At 42.2% G+C, this 22,701-nt stretch carries 13 protein-coding genes and 1 pseudogene; 9 read left to right on the top strand and 5 right to left on the bottom strand.

All coding sequences use genetic code 11. The features are described 5' to 3' along the window. Positions 1-177: 177 nt before the first annotated feature. Together HWQ23_RS06950 and HWQ23_RS06945 are read right to left on the bottom strand one after the other, a co-directional pair. Positions 178-5,874: an ATP-binding sensor histidine kinase gene (locus HWQ23_RS06950; RefSeq protein WP_292825484.1), complete on the bottom strand. Its 5,697-nt coding sequence runs from the start codon at positions 5,872-5,874 to the stop codon at positions 178-180. 1,283 nt (positions 5,875-7,157) lie between these two features. After that, positions 7,158-7,865, bottom strand: coding sequence for a response regulator (locus HWQ23_RS06945; protein ID WP_292825481.1), 708 nt, complete (start codon positions 7,863-7,865; stop codon positions 7,158-7,160). A 307-nt stretch (positions 7,866-8,172) separates the two neighbouring features. On the opposite strand from HWQ23_RS06945, the gene lipA reads away from it, so the two are divergent. Together lipA and psaX are read left to right on the top strand one after the other, a co-directional pair. Further along, positions 8,173-9,093 carry a lipoyl synthase gene (gene lipA / locus HWQ23_RS06940; protein WP_292825563.1) on the top strand — a complete coding sequence of 307 codons (921 nt, stop codon included), beginning with the start codon at positions 8,173-8,175 and terminating at the stop codon, positions 9,091-9,093. A 174-nt stretch (positions 9,094-9,267) separates the two neighbouring features. After that, positions 9,268-9,405, top strand: a complete 138-nt coding sequence (psaX, locus tag HWQ23_RS06935; RefSeq protein WP_292825478.1) for a photosystem I protein PsaX — start codon at positions 9,268-9,270, stop codon at positions 9,403-9,405. 21 nt (positions 9,406-9,426) lie between these two features. On the opposite strand, the gene HWQ23_RS06930 is transcribed toward psaX, so the two are convergent. Then, on the bottom strand, positions 9,427-10,293 hold the full coding sequence (locus HWQ23_RS06930) for a branched-chain amino acid ABC transporter permease (protein ID WP_292825475.1): 867 nt from the start codon (positions 10,291-10,293) through the stop codon (positions 9,427-9,429). Between the two features lie 226 nt (positions 10,294-10,519). Here HWQ23_RS06930 and hrmK point away from each other — a divergent pair, with 226 nt between their 5' ends. Both hrmK and larE read left to right on the top strand, forming a co-directional pair. Next, entirely contained in the window at positions 10,520-12,334 is a 1,815-nt protein-coding gene (gene hrmK, locus HWQ23_RS06925) for a hybrid histidine kinase/response regulator HrmK (protein WP_292825472.1), read from the top strand. Between the two features lie 241 nt (positions 12,335-12,575). Beyond that, positions 12,576-13,412, top strand: a complete 837-nt coding sequence (larE, locus tag HWQ23_RS06920; protein WP_292825469.1) for an ATP-dependent sacrificial sulfur transferase LarE — start codon at positions 12,576-12,578, stop codon at positions 13,410-13,412. A gap of 255 nt (positions 13,413-13,667) precedes the next feature. Here the strand turns inward: larE and HWQ23_RS06915 are convergent, their stop codons facing one another. After that, the gene (locus HWQ23_RS06915) at positions 13,668-14,735 is read right to left on the bottom strand and encodes an SGNH/GDSL hydrolase family protein (protein ID WP_292825466.1); all 1,068 of its coding nucleotides are present in this window, start codon (positions 14,733-14,735) and stop codon (positions 13,668-13,670) included. A 586-nt stretch (positions 14,736-15,321) separates the two neighbouring features. Between HWQ23_RS06915 and HWQ23_RS06910 the strand changes: the two genes are divergently transcribed. Together HWQ23_RS06910 and HWQ23_RS06905 are read left to right on the top strand one after the other, a co-directional pair. After that, complete coding sequence (locus tag HWQ23_RS06910) at positions 15,322-15,531, top strand: helix-turn-helix domain-containing protein (protein WP_292825560.1); 210 nt, start codon at positions 15,322-15,324, stop codon at positions 15,529-15,531. Positions 15,532-15,910: 379 nt separating this feature from the next. Continuing rightward, entirely contained in the window at positions 15,911-16,123 is a 213-nt protein-coding gene (locus HWQ23_RS06905; RefSeq protein ID WP_292825463.1) for a hypothetical protein, read from the top strand. Between the two features lie 73 nt (positions 16,124-16,196). Here the strand turns inward: HWQ23_RS06905 and HWQ23_RS06900 are convergent. Beyond that, a pseudogene (locus HWQ23_RS06900) lies at positions 16,197-16,838 on the bottom strand (DNA methyltransferase); the annotation flags it as partial. A 102-nt stretch (positions 16,839-16,940) separates the two neighbouring features. On the opposite strand from HWQ23_RS06900, the gene HWQ23_RS06895 reads away from it, so the two are divergent. From HWQ23_RS06895 to HWQ23_RS06885, 3 genes are all read left to right on the top strand, one after another. Beyond that, on the top strand, positions 16,941-17,687 hold the full coding sequence (locus HWQ23_RS06895; protein WP_292825460.1) for a Uma2 family endonuclease: 747 nt from the start codon (positions 16,941-16,943) through the stop codon (positions 17,685-17,687). A gap of 303 nt (positions 17,688-17,990) precedes the next feature. Next, the gene (locus HWQ23_RS06890; protein WP_292825457.1) at positions 17,991-18,776 is read left to right on the top strand and encodes a COP23 domain-containing protein; all 786 of its coding nucleotides are present in this window, start codon (positions 17,991-17,993) and stop codon (positions 18,774-18,776) included. Between the two features lie 858 nt (positions 18,777-19,634). Continuing rightward, the gene (locus HWQ23_RS06885; RefSeq protein WP_292825557.1) at positions 19,635-22,682 is read left to right on the top strand and encodes a phytase; all 3,048 of its coding nucleotides are present in this window, start codon (positions 19,635-19,637) and stop codon (positions 22,680-22,682) included. Positions 22,683-22,701 lie beyond the last annotated feature (19 nt).

Raw genomic sequence — 22,701 nt, 5'->3', positions numbered from 1 at the left:
GGAACGAGACAATTCTCTAGTTCCCCTTCTCCCAAGTCGGGAGAAGGGGTTAGGGGATGAGGGCAAAACGTCTTCTCAAAGCAGATTTTTTCTTAAGTTGACACCAATAAGCATTACTGTGCCCCTACGAGAAATCTATATGTATCAGGGTTTGTGTGAAATGGTATTATTATTAGTCTAGATATCTGACTGTTGCATCGGGATCTCAATAGTAAACTCAGCCCCCTTTCCTAATGTGGAATCACAGGTTAAACTACCCTTGTGTTTGTCCACAATAATCTGATAGCTAATCGACAACCCCAACCCCGTGCCACTTCCTACCGACTTGGTGGTAAAAAATGGGTCAAAGATTTTCTGCTGCACCGCTTTTGTCATACCAGAACCGTTATCGGCAATCCTAATTATCGCCGTATTAGAATCTGTTAGTTCAGTAAAGATGTGAATTTGTCCTACCCTATGAGAAGCCTTTGACGCGTCTATGTTTTTTGTTATTTGTTCTTTGTTATTTACCAATGATGGATGACCAATGACAAATGATTCTTCTAAAACATCGATCGCATTACTTAAAATATTCATAAATACTTGATTGAGTTGACCAGGGTAACAAATAACTTCGGGTAATTTCCCGTATTCTTTGATAACTTCAATTTCAGGAAAATTGCTATTTTCTTTAATTCGGTGTTGCAAAATCATTAAGGTGTTGTCTATTCCCTCATGAATATCTACAGGCTTCATCTCAGCTTCATCTAGACGTGAGAAGTTGCGTAAGCCTAAAACAATATTCCGGATACGCGAACTCCCCACTTTCATTGAATCTAGAATCTTTGGCAAGTCTTCTGCTAAAAAATCTATGTCAATCTCCTCAGCTTTCTCGTTAACTAAAGGCGAAGGACGGGGATGTTCATGCTGATAAACAACTACTAAATCTAGTAAGTCTTGGACATACTCACTAGCATGATTAATATTACCATGAATAAAGTTAATCGGGTTATTTATTTCATGGGCAATTCCCGCCACCATTTCTCCCAAAGAAGACATTTTTTCACTTTGAATCAATTGCATTTGGGTACGTTGCAATTCCTCTAGAGCGTGTTGTAAAGAGTGATTTTTGTCGTTAAGTTCCTGCGTTCTTTTCTGGACTTTTTCCTCTAGGGTATGGTTGTATTCCTCCAAGCTTTCTTTAGCTTCTGCTAAATTTTTGTAGAGGATAGCATTCTCCAGGGATATTGCTGCTTGAGTGGTGAGGAGTTTGAGGACTTCTACGCGATCGCGTGTAAATGCTCCTATCGTTAGATTATTTTCTAGGTAAAGAATCCCAATCAATTTACCTTGATTGATAATAGGCGTAGACAACAAACTTTTGGGTTCTTCACTGATAATGTAGCTATCACCTGCTAGAAAAGAAACAGCCATTGCATCATCAATAACCAAGATTTCTCTGGAGCGTTTAACGTAGTTAATCAAAGTAATAGGAACATCGTAGCTTGACTCAAGGGAAGTTGAAGGAAACTCTGTGTAGGTTTGCTCAAAAGTTGAACTTGAACAAACAGCCGTAACAGTTAATGCTAAGTTATCACCTTCGCTTAAAATCAAAGCGCATTTAGAGGCTCCTGCATTCTCCATTACAACCTTTATTAAAGTAGAAAGTAGTCGCTCAAGCTCGATTTCCCCAGATAGTGCTTGAGATGCTTTAATGAATGCGGCTAAATCCAGAGAATCAGAAATACTTGTCTTCGAGCCAACAACAGTTTGTTGATTACTCAAGGTAGATAAAGATGATATAGATGTGTTATTGAAAGAAGTGCTTTCCTGGCTGGAATGGATACTCAGTTTTTCTTGCTGGAATAGAGGAGCAAGCAATTGAGGATAGCGTTTTGCCAAATCGTCAACTTTGGCTAACGCTCCCCAGCGAATATAGCTATAGTAAGCATCTGTTAGGTATGTTTGAGCAATCTTATGTTTACCCCATTCTAAATAGAATTTGGCGGCAAGTTCTTGAGCGAGGGCTTCTTCATTAATGTACTCATGTTCATTAGCAAGTAAGATAGCGCGATCGTAGAATTCCATTGCTTCAAGATATTGACCACCAATCCGATACTTTTCAGCCTCTACAAGATAATATTTGTGTAAATAATTCATCGGAGCATGATGTGCCCAATGCTCCATTTTTTGCTGATTCGCTTGAACCTTATCTAAAATGCACTTTTGCTCAGAACTCGATGCATCAGCGTATACAGCCAGTCGTGCTAGTGAATCATACAAGTAGAAAAGAGAAGTCACTTGCTGTCCTATTCCACCTTGTAAATACTTTTCTGCTAAAGTAGCATTTTCCAAGGCTGAAGGATATTCCTGAAATAGGTAACAGAGATGTAGTTTATTTACATATAAATAGAAAATTCCCATGACATCATTGGTGTCATGGTAAAGCGGCAGCATTTTTTCTTCGTCGTAAGCTTCACCAATTAAATGACAGGGATTTGCTACATTTCCTAGCAAGTTCAAGACACTCTGTTGGTGGATGGTAATCCAGTTAAATACTGTTTGTTGGTTGATTTGTCTGATGATATTGCTGTAATTTGCCATCTCACGCTCTAGTCCTGTGAGTTCTTTCCCAATGAAATATGAAGAGTAGGAATAAGCATTGAGATAATAGGCGGCAAATTCTAAATTTCCTGTTTCCAGTCCAATATAGTAACCTTCCAGTAAAGGTTTTAATATTTCCCTACTATGTTCTTTCCAATGCCGAATAGTTGTGTTGAATCCCAGCGTAATTTTAGCTTGAACATCTTTAGCATTCAGCTTATCCACCAGACTAGCAGCAAGTTTTCCAAATTGATAGCCAGACTCAATATCTCCTACTAAACCGCTAAGTATTAACCCGTAATTACTATAGCCAAAGGCAGATAAGGGAGCATTGCCATATTTGAGCGATAATTCGATTTGTTTCAGAACAATCAGCGGAAAAAGTTTAGGAGCAGCTGCATAGGTAATAGACGTTGCAGTTGATAGTATACGCATTATTGCCAGAGGTTGGGCTTCTATCATCTGTGGCAGATTAATTAAGTCCTCAATGGGCTTCCCGTTGAGATTTGATGTTAATTCTGTCATTGCTAACTGAATATCAGACTCGCTTGGATGTTCAGGAAACTCCACTCCCAAAAGTTTCAAAAAGGTTAGGACGGTATTTACAGCCTCCAGTGCTTGGTTCTGCGCCCCATAAGCCTGAATTTTGACTTCATAAACTTTTACTTTTTCCAGTAGTATTGCATGTCCCAACACCACCTCTGCTAATTGTTCCATCTGTTCAAAGCTACCAGTTAAATATGCTGCCTCTGTCGCAGTCTCATATAAAGCTAGGCTGAGATGATGTTTCGTCTCCCAGCTATCACCTGCTAGCAGTTGGATGCCGGTAGTTAAATACTTCACAGCAGATGGATAAGCCGTTGATGCTAAAGCTTTACGTCCAGCAATTAGATTCATCTGGGCTAGTTCATCTCGTTTAGCTTGAGGAGAAATGAATTCCACTGCGACATTAAACTGATTGACAAGCTCAAAAATCTTTTCTTCCTGTTCTGCAACTGGAATATTGCTCAATAACAGCAGCCCAATTTTTAAGTGAATTGGCTTTTTTTGTTCTTCGGGAATTAAAGAATAAGCGGCTTGCTGCACTCGGTCATGTACGAATTTATATTTAGGTAGCTGGAAATTAGAACTTGAAAATTGTGTAGATTCTATTCCATGAACAATTAACTCTTGATTAGTATTATCTTTTGAAAAAATGTTGTAATTTTCACTCTGTGGTAAAACTAGCCCATCAAGCAATGCTTGCCACAAATCTGATGCTGTATCTACTACAGGTTTTTCATTGACGATCGCCAGAGTTTTTAAGTCAAATTGATTGCCAATACAGGCAGCCAGTTTTAGAACTTTTTGGGTAGATATTGGCAATTTATCTATTTGCAGTCCGATAAATTCTACCACATCATTTGTGAGAGCTAATTCTTTGATTTTTGAAATATCATACTGCCAATGACCTACATCGAAGTTTAATACAATTAGCCCATCATTGTGTAAAGACTTAAGAAATTGGACGGAAAAGAAGGGGTTGCCTTTAGTTTTGGCAAACACCATCTGAGTGAGAGGAACAGCAACTACTTCAGGGCAATGAAGGGTATCAGCAATTAGATGATTTAAATCACCCTGATTTAAGGGTGCGAGGGTGATCGTATTAATGACTGCTTTTGCTTTTTTAATCTCTTGTAGCGTTAAATGAAGCGGATGTGCCTTGGAAACTTCATTATCTCGATACGAACCAATTAACAATAAACCACCCTTAATTTCATCTATCTGTTCTATCTCTTCTGAAAGAGAAGATAAGGTGCTTTCACACATTAATAACTGAATCAATTTCAAAGAAACTGTATCTGCCCATTGCAAGTCATCGACAAAGATAACTAGGGGATGTTCTTTCGTCGTGAATATTTGGATGAATTTTTGAAATAATAAATTAAAACGATTTTGGGCAGCACCGCCAGAAAGTTCTGTAACCGGAGGTTGCTTGCCAAGAATTTGTTCTAGTTCAGGAATTACATCAATAATCACCTGAGATTGTGTACCCAATTGCCACAGAATTTTGGCTTTCCATTGCTGAATTTGGGCATCAGTTTCCGAGAGTAGTTGCCCTATTAAATCTCGAAAAGCTTGCACCAATCCTGACAAAGGAATGTCGCGTTGAAACTGGTCAAATTTTCCTTTGATGAAGTAACTACGCTGCCGCACAATAGGTTTATGGACTTCATTAACCACAGCAGTTTTGCCAATACCAGAGAAACCTGCGACTAAGATCATTTCTGTTGCCCCCTCTGTCACACGCTTAAAAGCAGCGAGTAGGGTTTCAACTTCACTTTGGCGACCATAGAGTTTTTCGGGGATTACGAAACTGTCTGAGATGTCCCTTACGCCTAGTTCAAAGGGTGCAATATTTCCTGTTTCTTGCCATCGGCTTTGGCACACCTCCAAGTCATGCTTTAACCCCAAAGCACTCTGATAGCGGTCTTCGGCATTTTTTGCCATCAGCTTGCTGATGATGTCAGATAAAATTGGCGGAATATTGGAGTTAATCCGGCTAGCTTTTAGCGGTTGTTTGGCAATGTGAGAGTAAACTAACTCCATCGGATCTTTAGTGGTGAAGGGTAACTGTCCGGTGAGGAGTTGAAAGAAGGTGACACCGAGGGAATAAAAATCAGTGCGGTAGTCGATACCTCGGTTCATCCTTCCGGTTTGTTCTGGGGAAATGTAAGCCAGAGTGCCTTCTAAGATGTTGGGATTGGTAAGAAATTGAATTTCTCTTGGCAGGAGGCTGGCAATACTAAAGTCGATGAGTTTTATTTCATCTGTGGTAGGGTTTATTAGGATGTTGGCAGGCTTGATATCTTTGTGAATGATGCGTAGGCGTACCCCGCCTTCCGCATCGCGATGCAGTCCTTCAAAGGTAGAAGCAATTTTAATCGCAATGTGGAAAAACTCATTGAGGGAAAGCCAGTTTTCCTTCTTCCCATCGTCCTCCAGTCGCCAGTCTTGGAGGGAAATGCCGCCAAAATCTTCCATCACTAAGACGTAGCTGTTACGGTAGTTTTCTAAGCTATAGGTTTTGACTATGCCAGGATGATCAAGGTTTTTGGTGATGATATATTGATTGCGGAACTGGGCGATTTCCGCGAATGTAGGATACTCATTCCGCATAAATTTGAGAACGACTGATTTTTGGTCTTCTTCTCTAATGCCCCGATAAACTAGAGTTTTACTGCCTAAGTAGATTTGCTCAGTGATGCGATAGCCAGGAAACGCATATAATGTATCTAATACTACTAGCATTGCGGAATATGCTCATAATTCTTGTTTCTATGACTTAGTATTCCCGTGCGAAGGCTATCAGTATCATAAAATAGTAATTTTTTTGGTTTAATTTGTATTAAAAAATATAGTTTTTTAGTAAATATCTGAATATTCAACTATCTAATTCTGGAAAAGCTAATTTTGGTATAAAGGCATAAGGTTTCCAAGGATATAGCAGTCTGCTTTGATTTTTGTTCGCGCAGCGTGGCGTAGCCATAATTATTTGCGTAGACAGGGAGTAGGGATTAGGGAGTAGGGAGTGGGGAAGAAGCCTTTTTGGGGTGTACTGATCTTTTTCAAAAATCAAATACGAGTCCTATATTGCTACCAAATTCCTCTGGTAAATATTTTAGGACTTACGCACAACTTACGGAATAACGTAGACGCATTCGCGTAGCGTCTCGTAGAGAAGCGGCTTGCCGCAGGCTACCACTTCAGGCGCAGAGGACACAGAGAAATCAGAGTTTGAGAGATATTTTGCGTAAGTCCTATATTTACCAATAGGACTTACGCACACTCTACGAATTCTTCTCTACCAGACGCTTTGCGTACCAATACAGTTCAGTTAGCGCCAAAAACCTTAAACTGGGTAGGTTGGGGAGCCACTGCGAAGAAAGCGGTTTCCCGAGTTGTTCGCGTAGCGTCTCCCCTGAGAGAAGCATGTGGCGTTTGAGGAACGAAACCCAACATTTCCGGGGCTTTGTTGGGTTGCGCTTTGCTTAACTCAACCTACAATTTTTCTTAACTGAACTGTATTGCTTTGCGTACTCCTGCGGAGGACAAGCTACACGTAGTGTTTCGTTGACGCAGCCCAAGATAGAGAAGTGTAGGCGGCTTCTCTATCTTGCGTTGCGCGTTGGCGGAAGCCTAAGGTAGAGAAGGCGGTTCGATAAATTAAGCGCAGTTGGCGATTTTTGCGTAAGTCCTGACCAAAAAGAGGAAAAGGAAAAGGGGGAAGAATAAAGAACTTTTCCCCACAAGGTATAGAGCAAGTATTTTTCTATTTTTACCCGCTTTTAACAAAGTTTAAGGGTTTAATTCCCCTGCCTAAGAAGGGCAGCACGTTTTGTGTCGCGGTAAAATCCCCGTTACAAAACGTAATTGCTCTCTTGGCAGCCTCTTCTCTACGAGACGCTTCGCGAACGAGTCTTGCCTACGGCACGCGCCTTGGGCCAACGAGCGTCATTGCGAATTGTTTAATCGGACACCCGTTATTATAAACGGGGTATTTTCGGCTGGGATAATAATAACGAGTACAAATGCTACTTGATTTTTTGTTTAATAAAAGTCACTACCTGAGTTAGTTGTTTCTTCAAACCATCAATTTCTGCTTGCATTTTGACCATTTTCTCGTTCAACGCATTAATTTCTGCGTTGGAGGCACCTCCGACACTAGGAGTGGCGTTGCTTGCCGCCGTAGGCATCGCCGCATTTGCAGCAATAGGAGTAGGAGTTGCGTTGCTTGCCGCCGTAGGCATCGCCGTATTTGTAACACTAGGGGCTACTGCCGTAGCACTGGCGACACCAGAAGTTGCAATTGTGCTATTTTTGACAGCAACTCCTGCTGCGACTGGGACTAGTTCTGGGCGTGGCAGTTTCGCCTTAGTCATAGCTAACTTAATTGCGCTAATTAGTTGCTTCTGATCAAAAGGCTTGCCCAGAAATTCAAAATATTCAAATGGTTCTGTGATTTTCTCGGTAACTTCTTCCTTGCGACCAGACATGAGCACCAAAGGAATTTTCCTTAACTCTGGATCGGCTTGAACTTTCTGGAAAACCTCCCAGCCACTCATTTTAGGCAACAGGAAATCCAGCATAATCAGGCTGAGTTTTTCCTGAAGGATGAAATTTAGTCCTTCCAAACCGTCTTTTGCTTCCAGTACCTCAAAATTGCCCGGAGGTAACATTTCTCGTACTTTTACCCTGACAACTGTAGTGTCATCGATAACTAAAATTTTGTTGCTTGCCACGACTCTTTTCTCTAATAGAAACTTTAAGTGTAAATAGCGACTTTGCCGATTGTCCTTGAGAATTCTCCCACTATATACAAAATTTTTAGAAATTGGGGGATAGTATATTTCGGTATAAATGACATTGCTAGAGGTGTTTTGCAAAACTTTTGCTTGCGCTCTTTTCAATTTGTGTCATGGTGATATTTAAGGCTTTAGCCTTGATCTAGGGCATAAGGAACATGGTGACTTCATTAAGAGGGTTCGCGCCCTATCATTTGTTAATTGACAGACCACGACTCTATATCCGCATCTTGCTTAGATGTCTATGATTTCGTCACAACAAGCCGAACTAAAGTCTGAAATTACGGCAATGCCTAGCTGGTTACGTCGTCCGATTGGCAAAGCCAGTGAAATCTCTACCGTACAACGCATTATTAAGCAGCGCCAAATTCACACAATTTGCGAAGAAGGCCGCTGTCCCAACCGGGGAGAGTGCTACGCCCAAAAAACTGCTACTTTCTTACTAATGGGGCCTACTTGCACACGCTCTTGTGCTTTCTGTCAAGTAGATAAAGGTCATGCACCAATGCCCCTAGATTTAGATGAACCCCAAAAGGTAGCCGAGGCGGTGCAGCTTTTGGGATTGCGTTATGTGGTGCTGACTTCTGTAGCCCGTGATGACTTGCCCGATCAGGGTGCAGGGCACTTTGTGAAGACGATCGCGGCTATCCGCCAGTTGAACCCAGAGACTCAAATTGAAGTGCTGACCCCAGATTTTTGGGGTGGTGCTGGTGTTGGGGTGTCAGGTCAACGCCAGAGGATAGCGATGATTGTAAAAGCCAAACCAGCTTGTTTCAATCATAATATCGAGACAGTGCAACGCTTAACTGGGCCAGTGCGTCGGGGAGCCAAGTACGATCGCTCGCTCTTGGTGCTGGCTATGGTCAAAGAAATCGATTCGACAATTCCCACCAAATCAGGTTTGATGCTGGGACACGGAGAAACAGTTGATGAAGTGGTTGAAGCAATGGCTGATCTCAGGGCTGTGGGGTGCGATCGCTTGACTATCGGGCAGTATATGCGTCCAACTCTTGAACATCTGCCAGTCCAAAAATATTGGACTCCAGAGGAATTTGATCAACTCGGCAGATTAGCATGGGAAATGGGATTCAACCATGTTCGTTCTGGGCCTCTGGTTCGCAGTTCCTATCATGCTGGAGAGGAGGGAGTGGGGAGTGGGGAGTGAAGAAGGGAATAGGGTACAGCTTACAGGGTACAGATTATTCCCTATCACCTGTCACCTCTTCCCTAATCCCAATGTCCAATTCCCAACTTCACACAAATATTCTTAAAGAAGTTGAGTATTTGGTACGCCAGTTTGGTATTTCTTAAAAAGTCCTGACATTAGGAGAATCGGATTATGACTGCTAAAGCTAAGAATTCACCAGTTGCCGACAGTGGAGCTAAACCTCCCTACGCCTTTCGCACAGGCTGGGCACTGTTCTTGTTAGCTATTAACTTCCTGGTAGCAGCCTACTACTTCCACATTATTCAATAGTTAGAAGTGGAGTGGTGCTGCTCAAATCGTTCCTTTGAATAAACCTTTGGGACGAATGAGCAGCACCAAAATCATGATCAATAGTGCTACACCTTGTTTATACTGTGAACCCAGCCAAGGAGTGCTGATTTCTTGGACGATGCCAATCATAAAAGCTGCCGCGATCGCACCGTAGGGGTTGCCAATCCCACCAAGAATCACTGAGGCAAATAATGGTAAAATTAAAAACCATCCCATATTCGGGCGCACGGCTGTAATTAACCCATACATACTGCCGCCCAATGACGTAAGAGTGCCAGCAATTAGCCAAGTCCAGAAAATTACTCGGTCAACATTGATACCTGAAACCCTAGCTAAGTCCAGATCGTCAGCAACTGCTCGCATCGCCTTACCAATTTTGGTATTTTGCAGCAGGTAATGCAGCGCCAAAATTGCTAGCACCGCCAATCCCAATACCAATAATTGATTTTGCGGCACCTTTAAACCTAAAATATCTAAAGCCGGGGTAACAGGTAAGTCGTAATTTTGGTTCTTGCCACCCCAGATAAAAATAATCCCATTGCGGAGAAATAAGGCAAGTCCGATAGAAATAATAATCAGCGTAGTGGAAGTAGCACGGATAGAGCGCATCTTTGACCACAGGAACTTTTCCGATAACAGCATTGCTGCTACTGTTCCCGCCGCCGCCAGGATCATCGACAGCCAAATATTCACTCCAATAGTGTTTATCACCCACGTAAGATAGGCTCCTAGAGTTAAAAAGTCACCATGAGCAAAGTTAGATAGCCGTAAAATACCGTAGGTAAGAGTGAGTCCGACTGCGGCTAAAGCAATAATGCTACCCACCGCAATTCCATTGACAATTAGTTGGGCGAATTGTGTATCCATAAGCCTTAAGTTGCTTTAAAAAATTTTAGGTCAGTGGTTGATACAATAATTATTTTTGGTCTAGCAGCTAAACTCAACATCATAAGTTATGGTTTATAACAACATAACTTATGGTTTATAAAGAAAAATTATGGGTTATAAATAAAAAAGGATTGTCCGCCAATATACATAGAATCCTGTTCGGATTTTTATGCGAATCTAAACTCGTTCACCGGTCTAGTTGACCATGCAGCAGTATTCAAGCTTACCAGACCAGAACTCACAGATAGATGCAACGCCAAAACTTTTGACAACAAATCAGCAACTTCGCGCACAGGTGTGGCTAGAGCGCAGCTTGAACCACTTGCAAAGTCGCCTTAATGATTGCCTGCTTTCTGCTTGTAAGACTGTCCCACAGGCAGAAGCCGCACAAGCGGAAGTTTTCCAAACTGTGGTTAACGAGATTAACACTGCTGTTGACAGCAGTAATCTGGCGCTTACAGGTTCTGCCGTAGGTATCGCTCTGTTTGAACCACAAGAAACTGTTGCCACAGTTTGCTATGTTTCTCCTTCTCCATCCGCAAACTCACAAGCTTTATTTCTAGAAGTGCTGACAGCAGAAAAAAAGCTGCTGTTGAGATTGCAAGAGGTTATAAAAGTCGAAGATTTGCAACAGCTTGAGAATCAACAGCCACCAAGCGCTTGGCCGTTAGCTGATGATTCTGGTAGCGTCATGGGCTGGCTAATTATCGCTGATCGTGAGTCGCTGATAGAATCACTTGCTCAACTCAGATCAGAATTGATGGCAAGGTCTGCCAAATACTGTACGACAGCGTTGGCACAACTTAGACAATGGCAGCAACGGTATGAACTCTTAAGTAGCTCTAATCAAGAATTGCAGCACACCAATCAACTGAAAAATCAGTTTCTGGCAAATACCAGTCACGAAATTCGTACACCGCTTAGTTCTATTATCCTTTCTAGCAACCTGCTTTTAGCGCCAGGGTACGAACCAACTAGAGAACGCCAGCAAGAGTATTTAAATATCATTCAGTCTAGCGGCAAGCACTTGCTAGCTCTAATTAATGATATTTTGGATCTCTCTAAAATTGAAGCAAATCAGATGGATGTGCAGTGGGAAACAATAGATGTGGCGCTGTTGTGTAGCAATGTTTTGGCGCTGGTGAAAGAGAAAGCCGCTAATAAGGGTTTGAGACTATGCGTAGAAATTGACCCTGATATTACAACCCTAGTAGCCGACTCCTTACGACTTAAGCAAATGTTGTTGAATTTACTCTTCAATGCCCTAAAGTTTACCAGTAAAGGAAGTGTTGTCTTAGAGGTTGCTCCCAAAGGTGAATTTGTGCATTTTACAGTTTGGGATACTGGCACTGGCATTTCCCAAGAAGATCAAGCTCAACTGTTTCAACCCTATTTCCAAATTGCCAAGGCTGTAGCTGATGGTGTTGAAGGTACTGGTTTGGGTTTAGCAGTGACTCGTAAACTTGCCGAAATTCACGGTGGTTCTGTGAAAGTGGAATCGAAATTAGATCACGGCTCGCGTTTTACCCTCGTACTACCCCTTAAGCAAGAGGCGGGAGTGGGGGGAGATGAGGGAGTAAGGGAAGCAAATTCCTCATCTTTTCTGCCTTTCACCCCTAGTTCCTGTGTAGACATTTTGCTGGTAGAAGATGACTTCGCCAACGCTCATTTGATGCAAATTTTTCTACGTAAATTGGGATATCAGGTGACTTGGGTCAAAAATGCTGCCCAGATGTGGCAAACTCTAACACAATTAGACCCAGCTGTGATTTTAATGGACGTCTACCTGGCAGATGGAAATGGTCTTGAGTTGGTGCAACAACTGCGAGAAAATCGGCAATATGGGGCGATTCCGATAATTATCCAAACAGCAATGGCGATGAAAGGCGATCGCGAAATTTGTTTAGCAACTGGAGTAAATGACTATATTTCTAAACCGATTGATTTACCGCTTTTAGCCAGTCTGGTGGCGAAGTACAGTAAAGCACCAACCTTGGTTGATGGGGAGTCGAAAGATTAGGGAGATAACAATTCAAAATTCACGCATTCACGCCTTAAAGACATTTTGCCTACGGCACGCTATAGCCAACAGACTCTTATTTAAACCCCGACTGTCTTGAGAAGGGCTGTAGGGAGAAACGGAGCGCTAGGTGTAATGGTTGGGGTCTTAAACCCTTTAATTTACGATAAAAGTATTAACTGCTGACTCCTGACTACAATAGAAATTGTTGGGTGGTATAGGGTTTTGGCAGGATTGGGAAATGATGTTGACAGAAAAATTTGAGCAATTAATAGCCTTATTTAGAGAAATGGAGCAGGCGTTGATTGCCTACTCTGGGGGCGTTGATAGCACTTTGGTTGCCAAAATTGCTTTTGATGTGTTGGGCGATCGCGCTTTGGCTGTCACTGCTGTTTCTCCTTCGCTATTACCAGAAGAATTGGAAGACGCCAAAATTCAAGCTGCAACTATTGGGATTGGTCATAAAATCGTCCAGACTCACGAGATGGAAAATCCCAATTACACTTCTAACCCTGTTAATCGCTGTTATTTTTGCAAAAGTGAGTTGCACGATACTCTCAAACCTTTAGCTTTAGAGTTGGGTTATCCCTATGTAGTGGATGGGGTAAATGCCGATGACTTGCATGATTATCGCCCAGGAATTCAGGCGGCTAAGGAAAGAGGGGCGCGATCGCCTTTAGCAGAAGTCGGTGTCACCAAAGTTGAAGTCCGCCAACTTTCGCAACAACTTGGTTTACCTTGGTGGGATAAGCCTGCTCAACCTTGCCTCAGTTCCCGCTTTCCTTATGGTGAAGAGATTACTGTCGCTAAGTTACAACGAGTCGGTAGAGGAGAAATTTATCTGCGAAAGCTAGGTTGGCAGAATTTGCGCGTGCGATCGCAAGAGGATACAGCACGCATTGAATTACCACCAGAACAAATTAAAGAGTTTGTGTTGACAACGGATTTACAAATATTAGTTTCCGCATTTCAAGATTTTGGGTTTATCTACGTAACCTTAGATTTGGAAGGTTATCGCAGTGGTAAATTGAATCAGGTTTTGAATCAGGAAGCCTTGGGCGTTAAAGTATATAAATAGAGTTTATATTTATTTACCTTCTATACAAACTAGAAAGCAACCGTTAATCTCGGATTTGTGATCAGATTTGTCAAAGCCTTATAAAACCTAGATTTAGGTGTTTGACGCTGGATCAAAATTATTACCGATCAAAAAAGTCCGAAACATAGTCTGAGTAAAGGTTATGATGAGCAGCGCCTTGGGCGCGTCTCCCTTAGCAGAAGCGACTCCGAACCCGCAGGGTGAATGCGATCGCCCGATGCTTGGGGCGATCGCTCAATTCTGGCGCTGAGTCAGCTTGTATTCTATCTGCTGTAGTGCCGATCGCCATACATCATATCCCTCTTGAGACAGGTGCAACCCATCTGTGGTCAACTCTGGGCGCAAATTGCCTTCCATATCTGTAAACCAGCTATAGATATTTAGATAATTAGCGCCTTCTTGCTTGGCAATCAGGGTTAATTGGATGTTGATGTGACGAATCCGGCTATTGGAAAGTTTTGGTAGGCGAGTAGGCAAAATTGATTCGACAATGATTTGAGCTTGTGGGTGAGCCTGCCGTAAACGACGGATAATTCGGCGATAATTACGCAAAATTGTTTCATCACTAGCGCCTTTTCGTAAGTCGTTAATCCCAGCCATGATGTAAATCACATTCGGCCGGGTTGCGGAAAATGCCCCCAATCTTTTTAAAACGCCACTGGAAGTATCTCCAGATATGCCTTGATTGAGCCACAATTTACCAGTAGGCAGTTTTTCTCTAGGAAACCACATGCTCAAAGAATCACCAACTAAGATACTTAGATGATTTGCACCTTGACCTTGAGCGATCGCTCTAGCTTCTAAAGCTAGCAAACTTTTCCAGTCGTCATAAGTTAGTTGACGTTTCTTGATCGACTCCCACAAAGATCGCAAATTATCAGTATCTACGCGTGTATAAATCTGACCTGTTTTCAGAGCCGCCAATCTTTGGTAGTAAAGTTGATTGCCAGATGCCAGTGAAAGACTAGCTCCTTGGCCGCTGGAGTTGAGTAGTGACTCTCTTGGGGCTGGTAATCCCTGACTGCCGGGTTCTGCTAAGGAGATATCAACGCTCTTGACATTCTTCTCATCTACTGTTAGCTGCGAATTTTTTACAGGTTGCAACACTTGGGCGCTGAGTTCTGGTAAGGAAAGATCAACGCTCTTGATAATTTTTGTACTGACTATTGTCTGCGAACCCTGTTTTAAATCCCATAGGAATCTAGAATTTTCTGGCAGGACAATCGACAGATGTGGAAGAGCCGATGCGGGTATTGCCAATCCTGTTAACAAACCTGCTGCCAACAGATAAGGGTCCTTCATCGCTTTGTCTCTCCTCTACTCACTGCTTTTCCTTTTCCCTATGACAGCATTAGTTGCCTGTATTCAGGAAAATTTTATTTCGGTTAAGCTATTATTGTTATTTACACTGTGTAGCTCTGTAAAGCGTGTTTACGATATTATATTTGACAATTTACGATCTCTTTAAAGTACGGGCTTCCCGGTGGTATACAAGTCTTATTTGTAAGAATACTTCTACTTAAAGCACTGTTTTCATTAGGCGACCACTTTCCATAACTCAGTTGTCACAAATATTGTAAGTGTTTGCAAACTCGGCGATTACTGAGCGATTTTGAGTATCTTAAAAAAGAGGTTTTTGCTTTTGATGTTGGTAATATAAAAAATAGCCATTTGATTTGAGGTTTCCAAATTTCAGTAAATTGTGGCGATCGCATGAGAGTTTGCTAGACCGAGAGGCGATGTCTGACGACAAGCCGTTTCTCTACGAACGCCAATAGCGTGTCGCAGACAGACGCTTTGCGTAGCTTGCTTGCACGCAGGAGTACGCCTCTACCGTTTTTAATTTCTTATATGAAATTGAGCGGTGCAAATACATCAGTTATCAAATATGGGATTAGTCCGATTAAAGATTCGAGAACTAGCACAAGAGAAAGGATGGACGCTAAAAAAAGTTTATGACCGTTCTGGGATAATTTACAGGAGAGTTAGAATTTATGCGCGTCGTCGCAAAATTACAACAGTTGAGTTTACTGCCATTCACAAATTAGCTCCCACCTTTGATCTGACGATTGAAGACTTAGTAGAAATTTTAGAGTAATAGGCAGAAGTTTAACTGTTGAGAATATTGATATCATACGATGGTATGCCATCAATGAGCAAGCATCAGCTTTGCCATACTCAGAATTTGAGAACTAACCCAAAAAGAGGTTAGGCACTATACCCATTACGCTGGCATGACAAAATGTAAATTTATTTTCATCGAAAAGTAGGCTCTTACATTTGATGCCATAATTGAGGGCTTGATCTAGATTGTCCAGTACAATGACAATGCCCAGCACTTAAAACCGTTGTTCTCTATATACGTAATTTAAAATTTATGTTTACTCATTGAAGTATGGGTTGAAACACATTTAAATTAAGTTTTAACTCTTGAGAATAACCTCATTGGAAGTGCTAAGATTTAGGCTGAATCATTAGTGTTTTCCTTTTATTCTGTGGCAAGAGCTAGTACAGCGATTGGTGTCAGTCCCATTATTAAGGAGATTGTGCAAAAACAGGCACATTCGACACGTTTAACCCTGAAAGAAGTTATTCTTATGGGGATGTTAGCGATTGATAAACTAGATGATCGAGGTCGTCAAGACCTAGCGGATCAAGTTCATCAAATGCAGGTGAATGGAGAAATTTAATTGAGTAGTTATGAGTTACGAGTTATGAGTTATAAATTTTAAATCTTTACTCTTGACTCTTTACTTAATTTGTTTATTGACTAAATCGATAACGACTTCCCATTACATAATTCTGATTAATTTCAAAAGATATCCATCGGCGTTGCAGAGTCTGTACAACAAACCCAGTTGTATTAGAACTTGCAAATGGATCTAAAACCATATCACCTTCATCAGTTAAGAATTTGATGAATAACTCGGCAAACCCTTGAGGAAAACGGGCTGGATGGGGCTTAATCTCTGCTATTTTACAGCGTCGTAAATAAGCGCTATTCGATTCAGTATTAGCAATTTCTAGTAAATTCGGCACAATTGCACCCTGGTTATCCTTTTGGAATTTATCAGAAATATCATGTCCACTAGGACGTAATTTTGCTTTATAACCATTTTTGAGTAATTGTTTCATACTTTGGCTATAGGGCTTTAAAACTTTTCTGTTATCTGCTTTAGGATTCGGTGTTTTAGATAACCACCAAACTGTATTTACTGAATCTTTCACACGAATCCGCCTGATTGTCACCCACTCGGCAGGCGTTGGTAGTCGAGCCGGATTATAGTGGTAAAATTCTTGAGCAAGAAAGAAACCTACTTCTTTGCATAATCTAACCAAAAGTTCGTATTGGTAGATACTCCGCACGGGATTACCACGTAAGTAAGCACCACCTAAATCTAGTGCGATCGCTGTAGGTTGGGTTGAGGAACGAAACCCAACCTAATAGCTGACAACAAGCGACTGGTTAACTATAAAATAAAGACAAATTAATCAAACTGGGTGTTTATGGCAACCCAACTCGGTAAAGCTAAATCTTCAACAGAACTGGTAATATCTTGGGAAGCATTGCCCGCAGATTTTCATCTAGAGAATGAACCAGTGGAAAATACAGGTCAGCCACTATTGGCTGGTGCTTTGCGCGAAAGCCTTGAGATAAGTGGTTTCATCCAACCGCAGATGTTGATAGCCTCGAATTTTGGACTTTGTGCGACGATAAACGGACAATTTGTGGCTAAAGCACCCGACTGGGTTTATGTGCGATCGGTAAATCAGATTTTAGCAGAACGCAAAAGCTATACACCCAATTTAGAGGGTGATATTCCGGCAATTGTGATGGAATTTCTATCTGACACTGAGGGTGGAGAATACTCTTTTAAGCGAACCTATCCACCAGGAAAATGGTTTTTTTATGAGCAGATTCTTCAAGTCCCAATTTACCTGATTTTTGACCCAAATGGCGGTTTGGTAGAATTTTACCAACTCGAAAACAGGCGCTACGAGTTAAAGCAACCTGATGAAAATGGTCGTCATTGGATTGATTCAATCGGTTTATTTCTGGGAACTTGGCAAGGAACAAAAGAAGCCCGTACTGGTTACTGGTTGCGCTGGTGGGATGAGGCAGGTAATTTGTTACTTTGGGCAGTGGAACTAATTGAACAGGAACGTCAACGTGCTGAACAGGAACGTCAGCAAAAAGAACGGCTAATTGCCTATTTACAATCTCAAGGTATTGATCCAAATAATTTGCCATAGCATATATAGACAAAATTATCAAGTATTTCAGTGACTAAGTGTTAAGCAAAGAATTGCTGGGGTACTTAGCTTGCCGCCTTCTCTACGAGACGCTCCGCGAACGGCATCGCTAAAACCAATTCGGAAGCAGAATTAGCTGGGTTAATCGGTGATGAATTCAGAAATTCAAGCATGGGTGAAAAAGCTACTCGAAGAGAAAAAAGCAAGAGAGGAAAAAAAATAGCGTTTTTGATGAATCAAAAAACAGAATTATTCGTCACTTAAACTATCAATTCCCGACCGATTTCTACTGGAGGATGATTTATGTCATCACAACTGCTGCGATTTATGTCTTTGGGTATTCTTGGTTTATCTTTGTGTCTGGGCAATTCGGCAGCAATGGCACAATATGATTCTAATGGCGATGGTGGTGTAGTAGTACCAACAGTACCATCAGGTGGTACATCAGCACCAGTCCCAATAGACACATCAACAGGCATACCAACTTCACCCTCAGCTGACGGTACAACTCGGTTTAGCTGTCAGACTTATAATGGTCAGTATACTGTCATGTATCAGCCACAAAGTCAATCAGGACAATTCTTTCCTTGGGCGGCGCCTGCGGCTTTGGGCGGTGGTTGGGATGCACAAAGGCGTTGTGCAGCAATTGCCAGTCGTTTAGAACTTTATCGTCCAGATGGCTTACAAGAACTTCAGACAGCTGTAGAAAATAACGAAAATATTGTCTGCGTCACAACTCAAGCTAACCCAACCTGTAGAATTGTGCTGACAGTACCGCGCGGGAAAGACCCCTATGTTATCCGCAATAGCGTTTTTCAAAACTTGACTACTGCTGACAGTGGACAACAGACTATAGCAGTTAACACTTATGGCGATCGCAGTAGTGGAGGCAACGAATTATATAATTTAGGACGCACACTTCTGGGCAGTGGTAATAATCGGGTTAGTTCATCTAGAGATGGGATTAATCTGAAACCTTTCCTCGATCGCCAAGATGGGGGTACTGGAAACAATTTGCGGAGTGGAGTAGCAATTCGTCGTCAGTCTCAGCCTAACAATGCTCGTCTAAATCCTGGTAATTTCCGCTAATATAACAGTCTGCTTTGATTTTTGTTCGCGCAGCGTGGCGTAGCCATAATTATTTGCGTAGACAGGGAGTAGGGATTAGGGAGTAGGGAGTGGGGAAGAAGCCTTTTTGGGGTGTACTGATTTTTTTCAAAAATCAAATACGAGTCCTATATAAAACAATACGCTTGGGTTAAGGCTTAACTCTTTGTCAAAGTCAATTTTTTTAACGAACCGCGAAGTACGCGAAGGACGCAAAGGAAGAGAAGAAAGAGAAGGAAGAAATGCTTAACTGAACTGTATTGCTATATAAAACAGTTCAGTTAAGAAGAATTATAGGGTGGGCAAACAGCCTACCCTAATTTTCATTGGACTAAGATTTTACACCAATCTCATGAATTATATATGTTGTTTTAACCTTTTGCTAGCTGTTTCTTAATCTAGCTGGGATAGTTTGAGGATGCCCAATTAACAACTAATACCAAAAAGTTATCTAGCTGTCTTCTGAAAACCTCTAAAACCAGGGATTTGGAAGGCAAATTTTATATTGCCCATGTTGATATTGTGTTCATCGCAGGTGTTGGCGTAGCATTGCTGGGGTCAATCTTCAATCTAAAATCTAAAATCCTTGCATTGTTTGACTTCTGATACTGTTCGTTTCTCAGCAGTACTATAATCGCTTACGGACTAATTATCGATACTGACAAAATTGGGAGTTACAGCTAAATCAGTCTCATTTCTTCAGCCTCAAATATCCGCTCATTTTTACCTACTCTGAATCTACCCCATAACTAACTTATGGTAACTACTAATACAATCCGCTTTTCCCAATTCAATGCTTCCCTAAACCCCAGCGCTCAGGCAGGTAAAACCATTCCTAATGTGGGATTCCAGGGGCAGACTACCTTCGTTACTGGCTTTATTCCCTCTGGTGCGGCGGGAACGGTGAATGGGGTACAAACTGCATTGGGTGGACTTTCTGGTGTCACATATGATCCTGCCAATAAGCGCTACTATGCGATCTCAGACGATCGCTCCCAAGTTGCCCCTGCTCGTTTTTATACCTTCACTGCTGCTGATTCAGATGTGACTTTTACCAATGTCACACCCTTGAAAGATATCAATGGCAACTTCTTTGCACTCAATAGTCTCGACCCAGAAGCCATTGCTTTAAGTAACAATGGCACAGTCTTTATCTCTTCAGAGGGCGAAGTCAATCCTGCGGCTGGTCGCGTTACCAATCCCTTTATTAAAGAATTTTCCTTGGCAACAGGGCAAGAAGTAGGAACGCTATTTGTCCCTACCAAGTTTTTGCCAGTAGTTCAGGATACCAACGGCAATGGTATTATAGATGCAAATGATACGCAGATATCAGGCGTTTACAATAACTTAGCATTTGAAAGCCTGACGATTACACCCGACCAGAAAACCCTATTCACCGCTACTGAAAACGCGCTATCCCAAGATGGATTAATCGCTTCACTCACCAGTGGTAGCCGATCGCGAATTCTGCAATACAATCTGGTTACTGGACAACCAGAAAAGGAATATCTCTATATTACTAATGCCATCGCCCAACCGCCCAACCCTAAGACAGGCTCAAGTAACAATGGTTTGGCAGATTTACTCGCAATAGATAATCGGGGAACCTTCTTAGCGTTGGAACGCTCTTTTGCTCAAGGTGTAGGCAACACCATCAAAATTTACGAAGTTTCTCTACAAGGTGCAACGGACATTAGCACCATTGACTCACTCAGCAGTTTGAGTGCTGAACAACTAGCAGCGATAAAACCTGCTCAAAAGCGTCTGCTGTTGAATTTAAATGACCTAAATCTCCCTACTGACCCCAATCACCCCACAGGAGTAGATAACATTGAGGGTATTACCTTCGGCCCCAAACTAGCAGATGGTCGTCAGTCGATTGTGCTGGTGAGTGACAACAACTTTGGCAATACCCAATATACCCAAATCCTCACCTTGGGTGCAGATTTGGTTCCCACTGCTGCACCCACAGTAGAAACCCGTCCCGATTTATTTGATGATCCGGCACTTCCCACATCTCAACGTGCAGATGCTGATGATCCTGCCATCTATGTTAATGCCACAAATGCTGCCGATAGCCTAGTACTAACCTCAGTGAAAAATGCCGGACTGCGGGTTTATGACTTGTCTGGTAATTTGTTGCAAACAGTTAATCCTGGTGGTATTCGCTACAACAACATTGATTTGCAATACGGTTTTAAATTAGGCAATCAATCTGTTGATATTGCCGTAGCTAGCGATCGCGGCAATGATAAACTAGCAATCTTCAAAATTAACCCCAACCCCACCACCCCCGGACAATACTTGGAAGATATCACCGATAGCAATATTGGTACTATCTTCCAAGCATCACCTTTTGAACCTCCCTATTCCGCATCAACTCGCAGTTCTTACGGAGTTACCTTATACCGTAGCCCCTTAACTAACGATTACTATGTCTTCACCAGTCGTCGAGAAACTGGAGATATAGCTCAGTTCAAATTGATTGACAAAGGTAATGGCAAAATTGGAACTGAACTGGTGCGGGAGTTCACCATCCCCTCACCCACCACAGAAGGGCGTTCTCCGCAAACAGAGGGTATGGTGGTTGACCAAGAAACCGGCTCTCTTTACATAGCCCAAGAAGATGTCGGCATCTGGAAATTCCAGGCAGAACCGGACGGTGGTACAACAGGCAAGCTGATTGATCGCGTTCGTTTTGAGGGTGGTTCTCACCTCACCGATGACGCAGAAGGGTTGACTATTTATTACGGCAAAAACGGCACAGGCTACCTGCTAGCATCCAGCCAAGGCGATAGCACCTTTGTTGCCTACACTCGTGAAGGTAACAACGAATATGTGGGTAACTTTGCCATTGGTAACAATGGGTCAATTGACAGCGTGCAAGAGTCAGATGGTGCAGATGTGATTAACGTGCCACTGGGGCCTAACTTCCCATTTGGTTTATTTGTCACCCAAGATGGCTCTAATGAACCTGCCAAGACAATTGATGGCGAAAACGTCAACTCTAACTTTAAGCTAGTGCCTTGGGAGAATATAGCCAATGCCTTCCCCAATTCTCTAAATATCGACCCCACTAGTTACGATCCCCGCAATCCTGTTGCCCGGACAAACCTAACCAGTTTTGGTTCTAGCAACGGCGATACTGTCAATCTTCAACCAGGACAATTCTTTTTTGCAGGTGACGCAGCAGACTTTATAGAAGCTACTAAAAATAACACAATCCTGGCTGGAAACGGTGATGATACAGTGCTTGTAGGCAGTGACTCCTCAGTATCCGGGAATGACGGTAACGATCAAATATTTATTGGTCAAAACGGCGCGGCTGAAAATACCAGTGCTGATGGTGGCAATGGTGATGATGTTATTACCGTGGTGGAAGCTAGTGCTAGTAATAATTTGTTTGGGGCGGCAGGTGATGATACTCTGACAGTAATTGAAGGTTATCGTCAATCATTATTCGGTGGCTCAGGCAATGATACCCTTAGCAGTGGCGGTAGCAATAACCGTCTCTACGGTGGTTCTGGAGATGACAAACTCTTCTCTAATGTTAATGATTCGCTATTTGGTGGCGATGGTGATGATCTACTATTTGCTGGTCAACAGGGTAGCGATCGCCTGAGTGGTGGTGCTGGTGCTGACCAATTCTTTCTTGCTAACGCCAGTCTGTCAGCTAGCAAGAACATTATTACTGACTTTGCAGTTGGGATTGATAAAATCGGGCTTGGCGGTGTTGGCGTAACTCAGTTTAGTGGACTAACACTGTTGCAACAGGGTAGTACTACTATCGTGAAAACCGGAAATACAGAGTTGGTTTCATTGCTTTTAATTACCTCAACTAGCCTGAGCGCAAATGACTTCGTTTTCTCTGCTAGCGTCGTGGCTTAGTTTGTCCGCCTAGCTTTTC

This window comes from Nostoc sp. JL33 (assembly GCF_017114985.1).
Lineage (GTDB): Bacteria > Cyanobacteriota > Cyanobacteriia > Cyanobacteriales > Nostocaceae > Nostoc.
The sequence above is the reverse complement of the archived record's forward strand: the minus strand, read 5'-3'. Positions and strand labels throughout refer to the sequence as shown.

What these genes read in the sequence shown, in the direction of transcription:
- larE (WP_292825469.1), top strand. Translation starts at nt 12,576, where the DNA reads ATGATGTTGACAGAAAAATTTGAGCAATTAATAGCCTTATTTAGAGAA.
- HWQ23_RS06895 (WP_292825460.1), top strand. Translation starts at nt 16,941, where the DNA reads ATGGCAACCCAACTCGGTAAAGCTAAATCTTCAACAGAACTGGTAATA.
- psaX (WP_292825478.1), top strand. Translation starts at nt 9,268, where the DNA reads ATGACTGCTAAAGCTAAGAATTCACCAGTTGCCGACAGTGGAGCTAAA.
- HWQ23_RS06910 (WP_292825560.1), top strand. Translation starts at nt 15,322, where the DNA reads ATGGGATTAGTCCGATTAAAGATTCGAGAACTAGCACAAGAGAAAGGA.
- lipA (WP_292825563.1), top strand. Translation starts at nt 8,173, where the DNA reads ATGATTTCGTCACAACAAGCCGAACTAAAGTCTGAAATTACGGCAATG.
- HWQ23_RS06930 (WP_292825475.1), bottom strand. Translation starts at nt 10,293, where the DNA reads ATGGATACACAATTCGCCCAACTAATTGTCAATGGAATTGCGGTGGGT.
- hrmK (WP_292825472.1), top strand. Translation starts at nt 10,520, where the DNA reads ATGCAGCAGTATTCAAGCTTACCAGACCAGAACTCACAGATAGATGCA.
- HWQ23_RS06950 (WP_292825484.1), bottom strand. Translation starts at nt 5,874, where the DNA reads ATGCTAGTAGTATTAGATACATTATATGCGTTTCCTGGCTATCGCATC.
- HWQ23_RS06915 (WP_292825466.1), bottom strand. Translation starts at nt 14,735, where the DNA reads ATGAAGGACCCTTATCTGTTGGCAGCAGGTTTGTTAACAGGATTGGCA.
- HWQ23_RS06890 (WP_292825457.1), top strand. Translation starts at nt 17,991, where the DNA reads ATGTCATCACAACTGCTGCGATTTATGTCTTTGGGTATTCTTGGTTTA.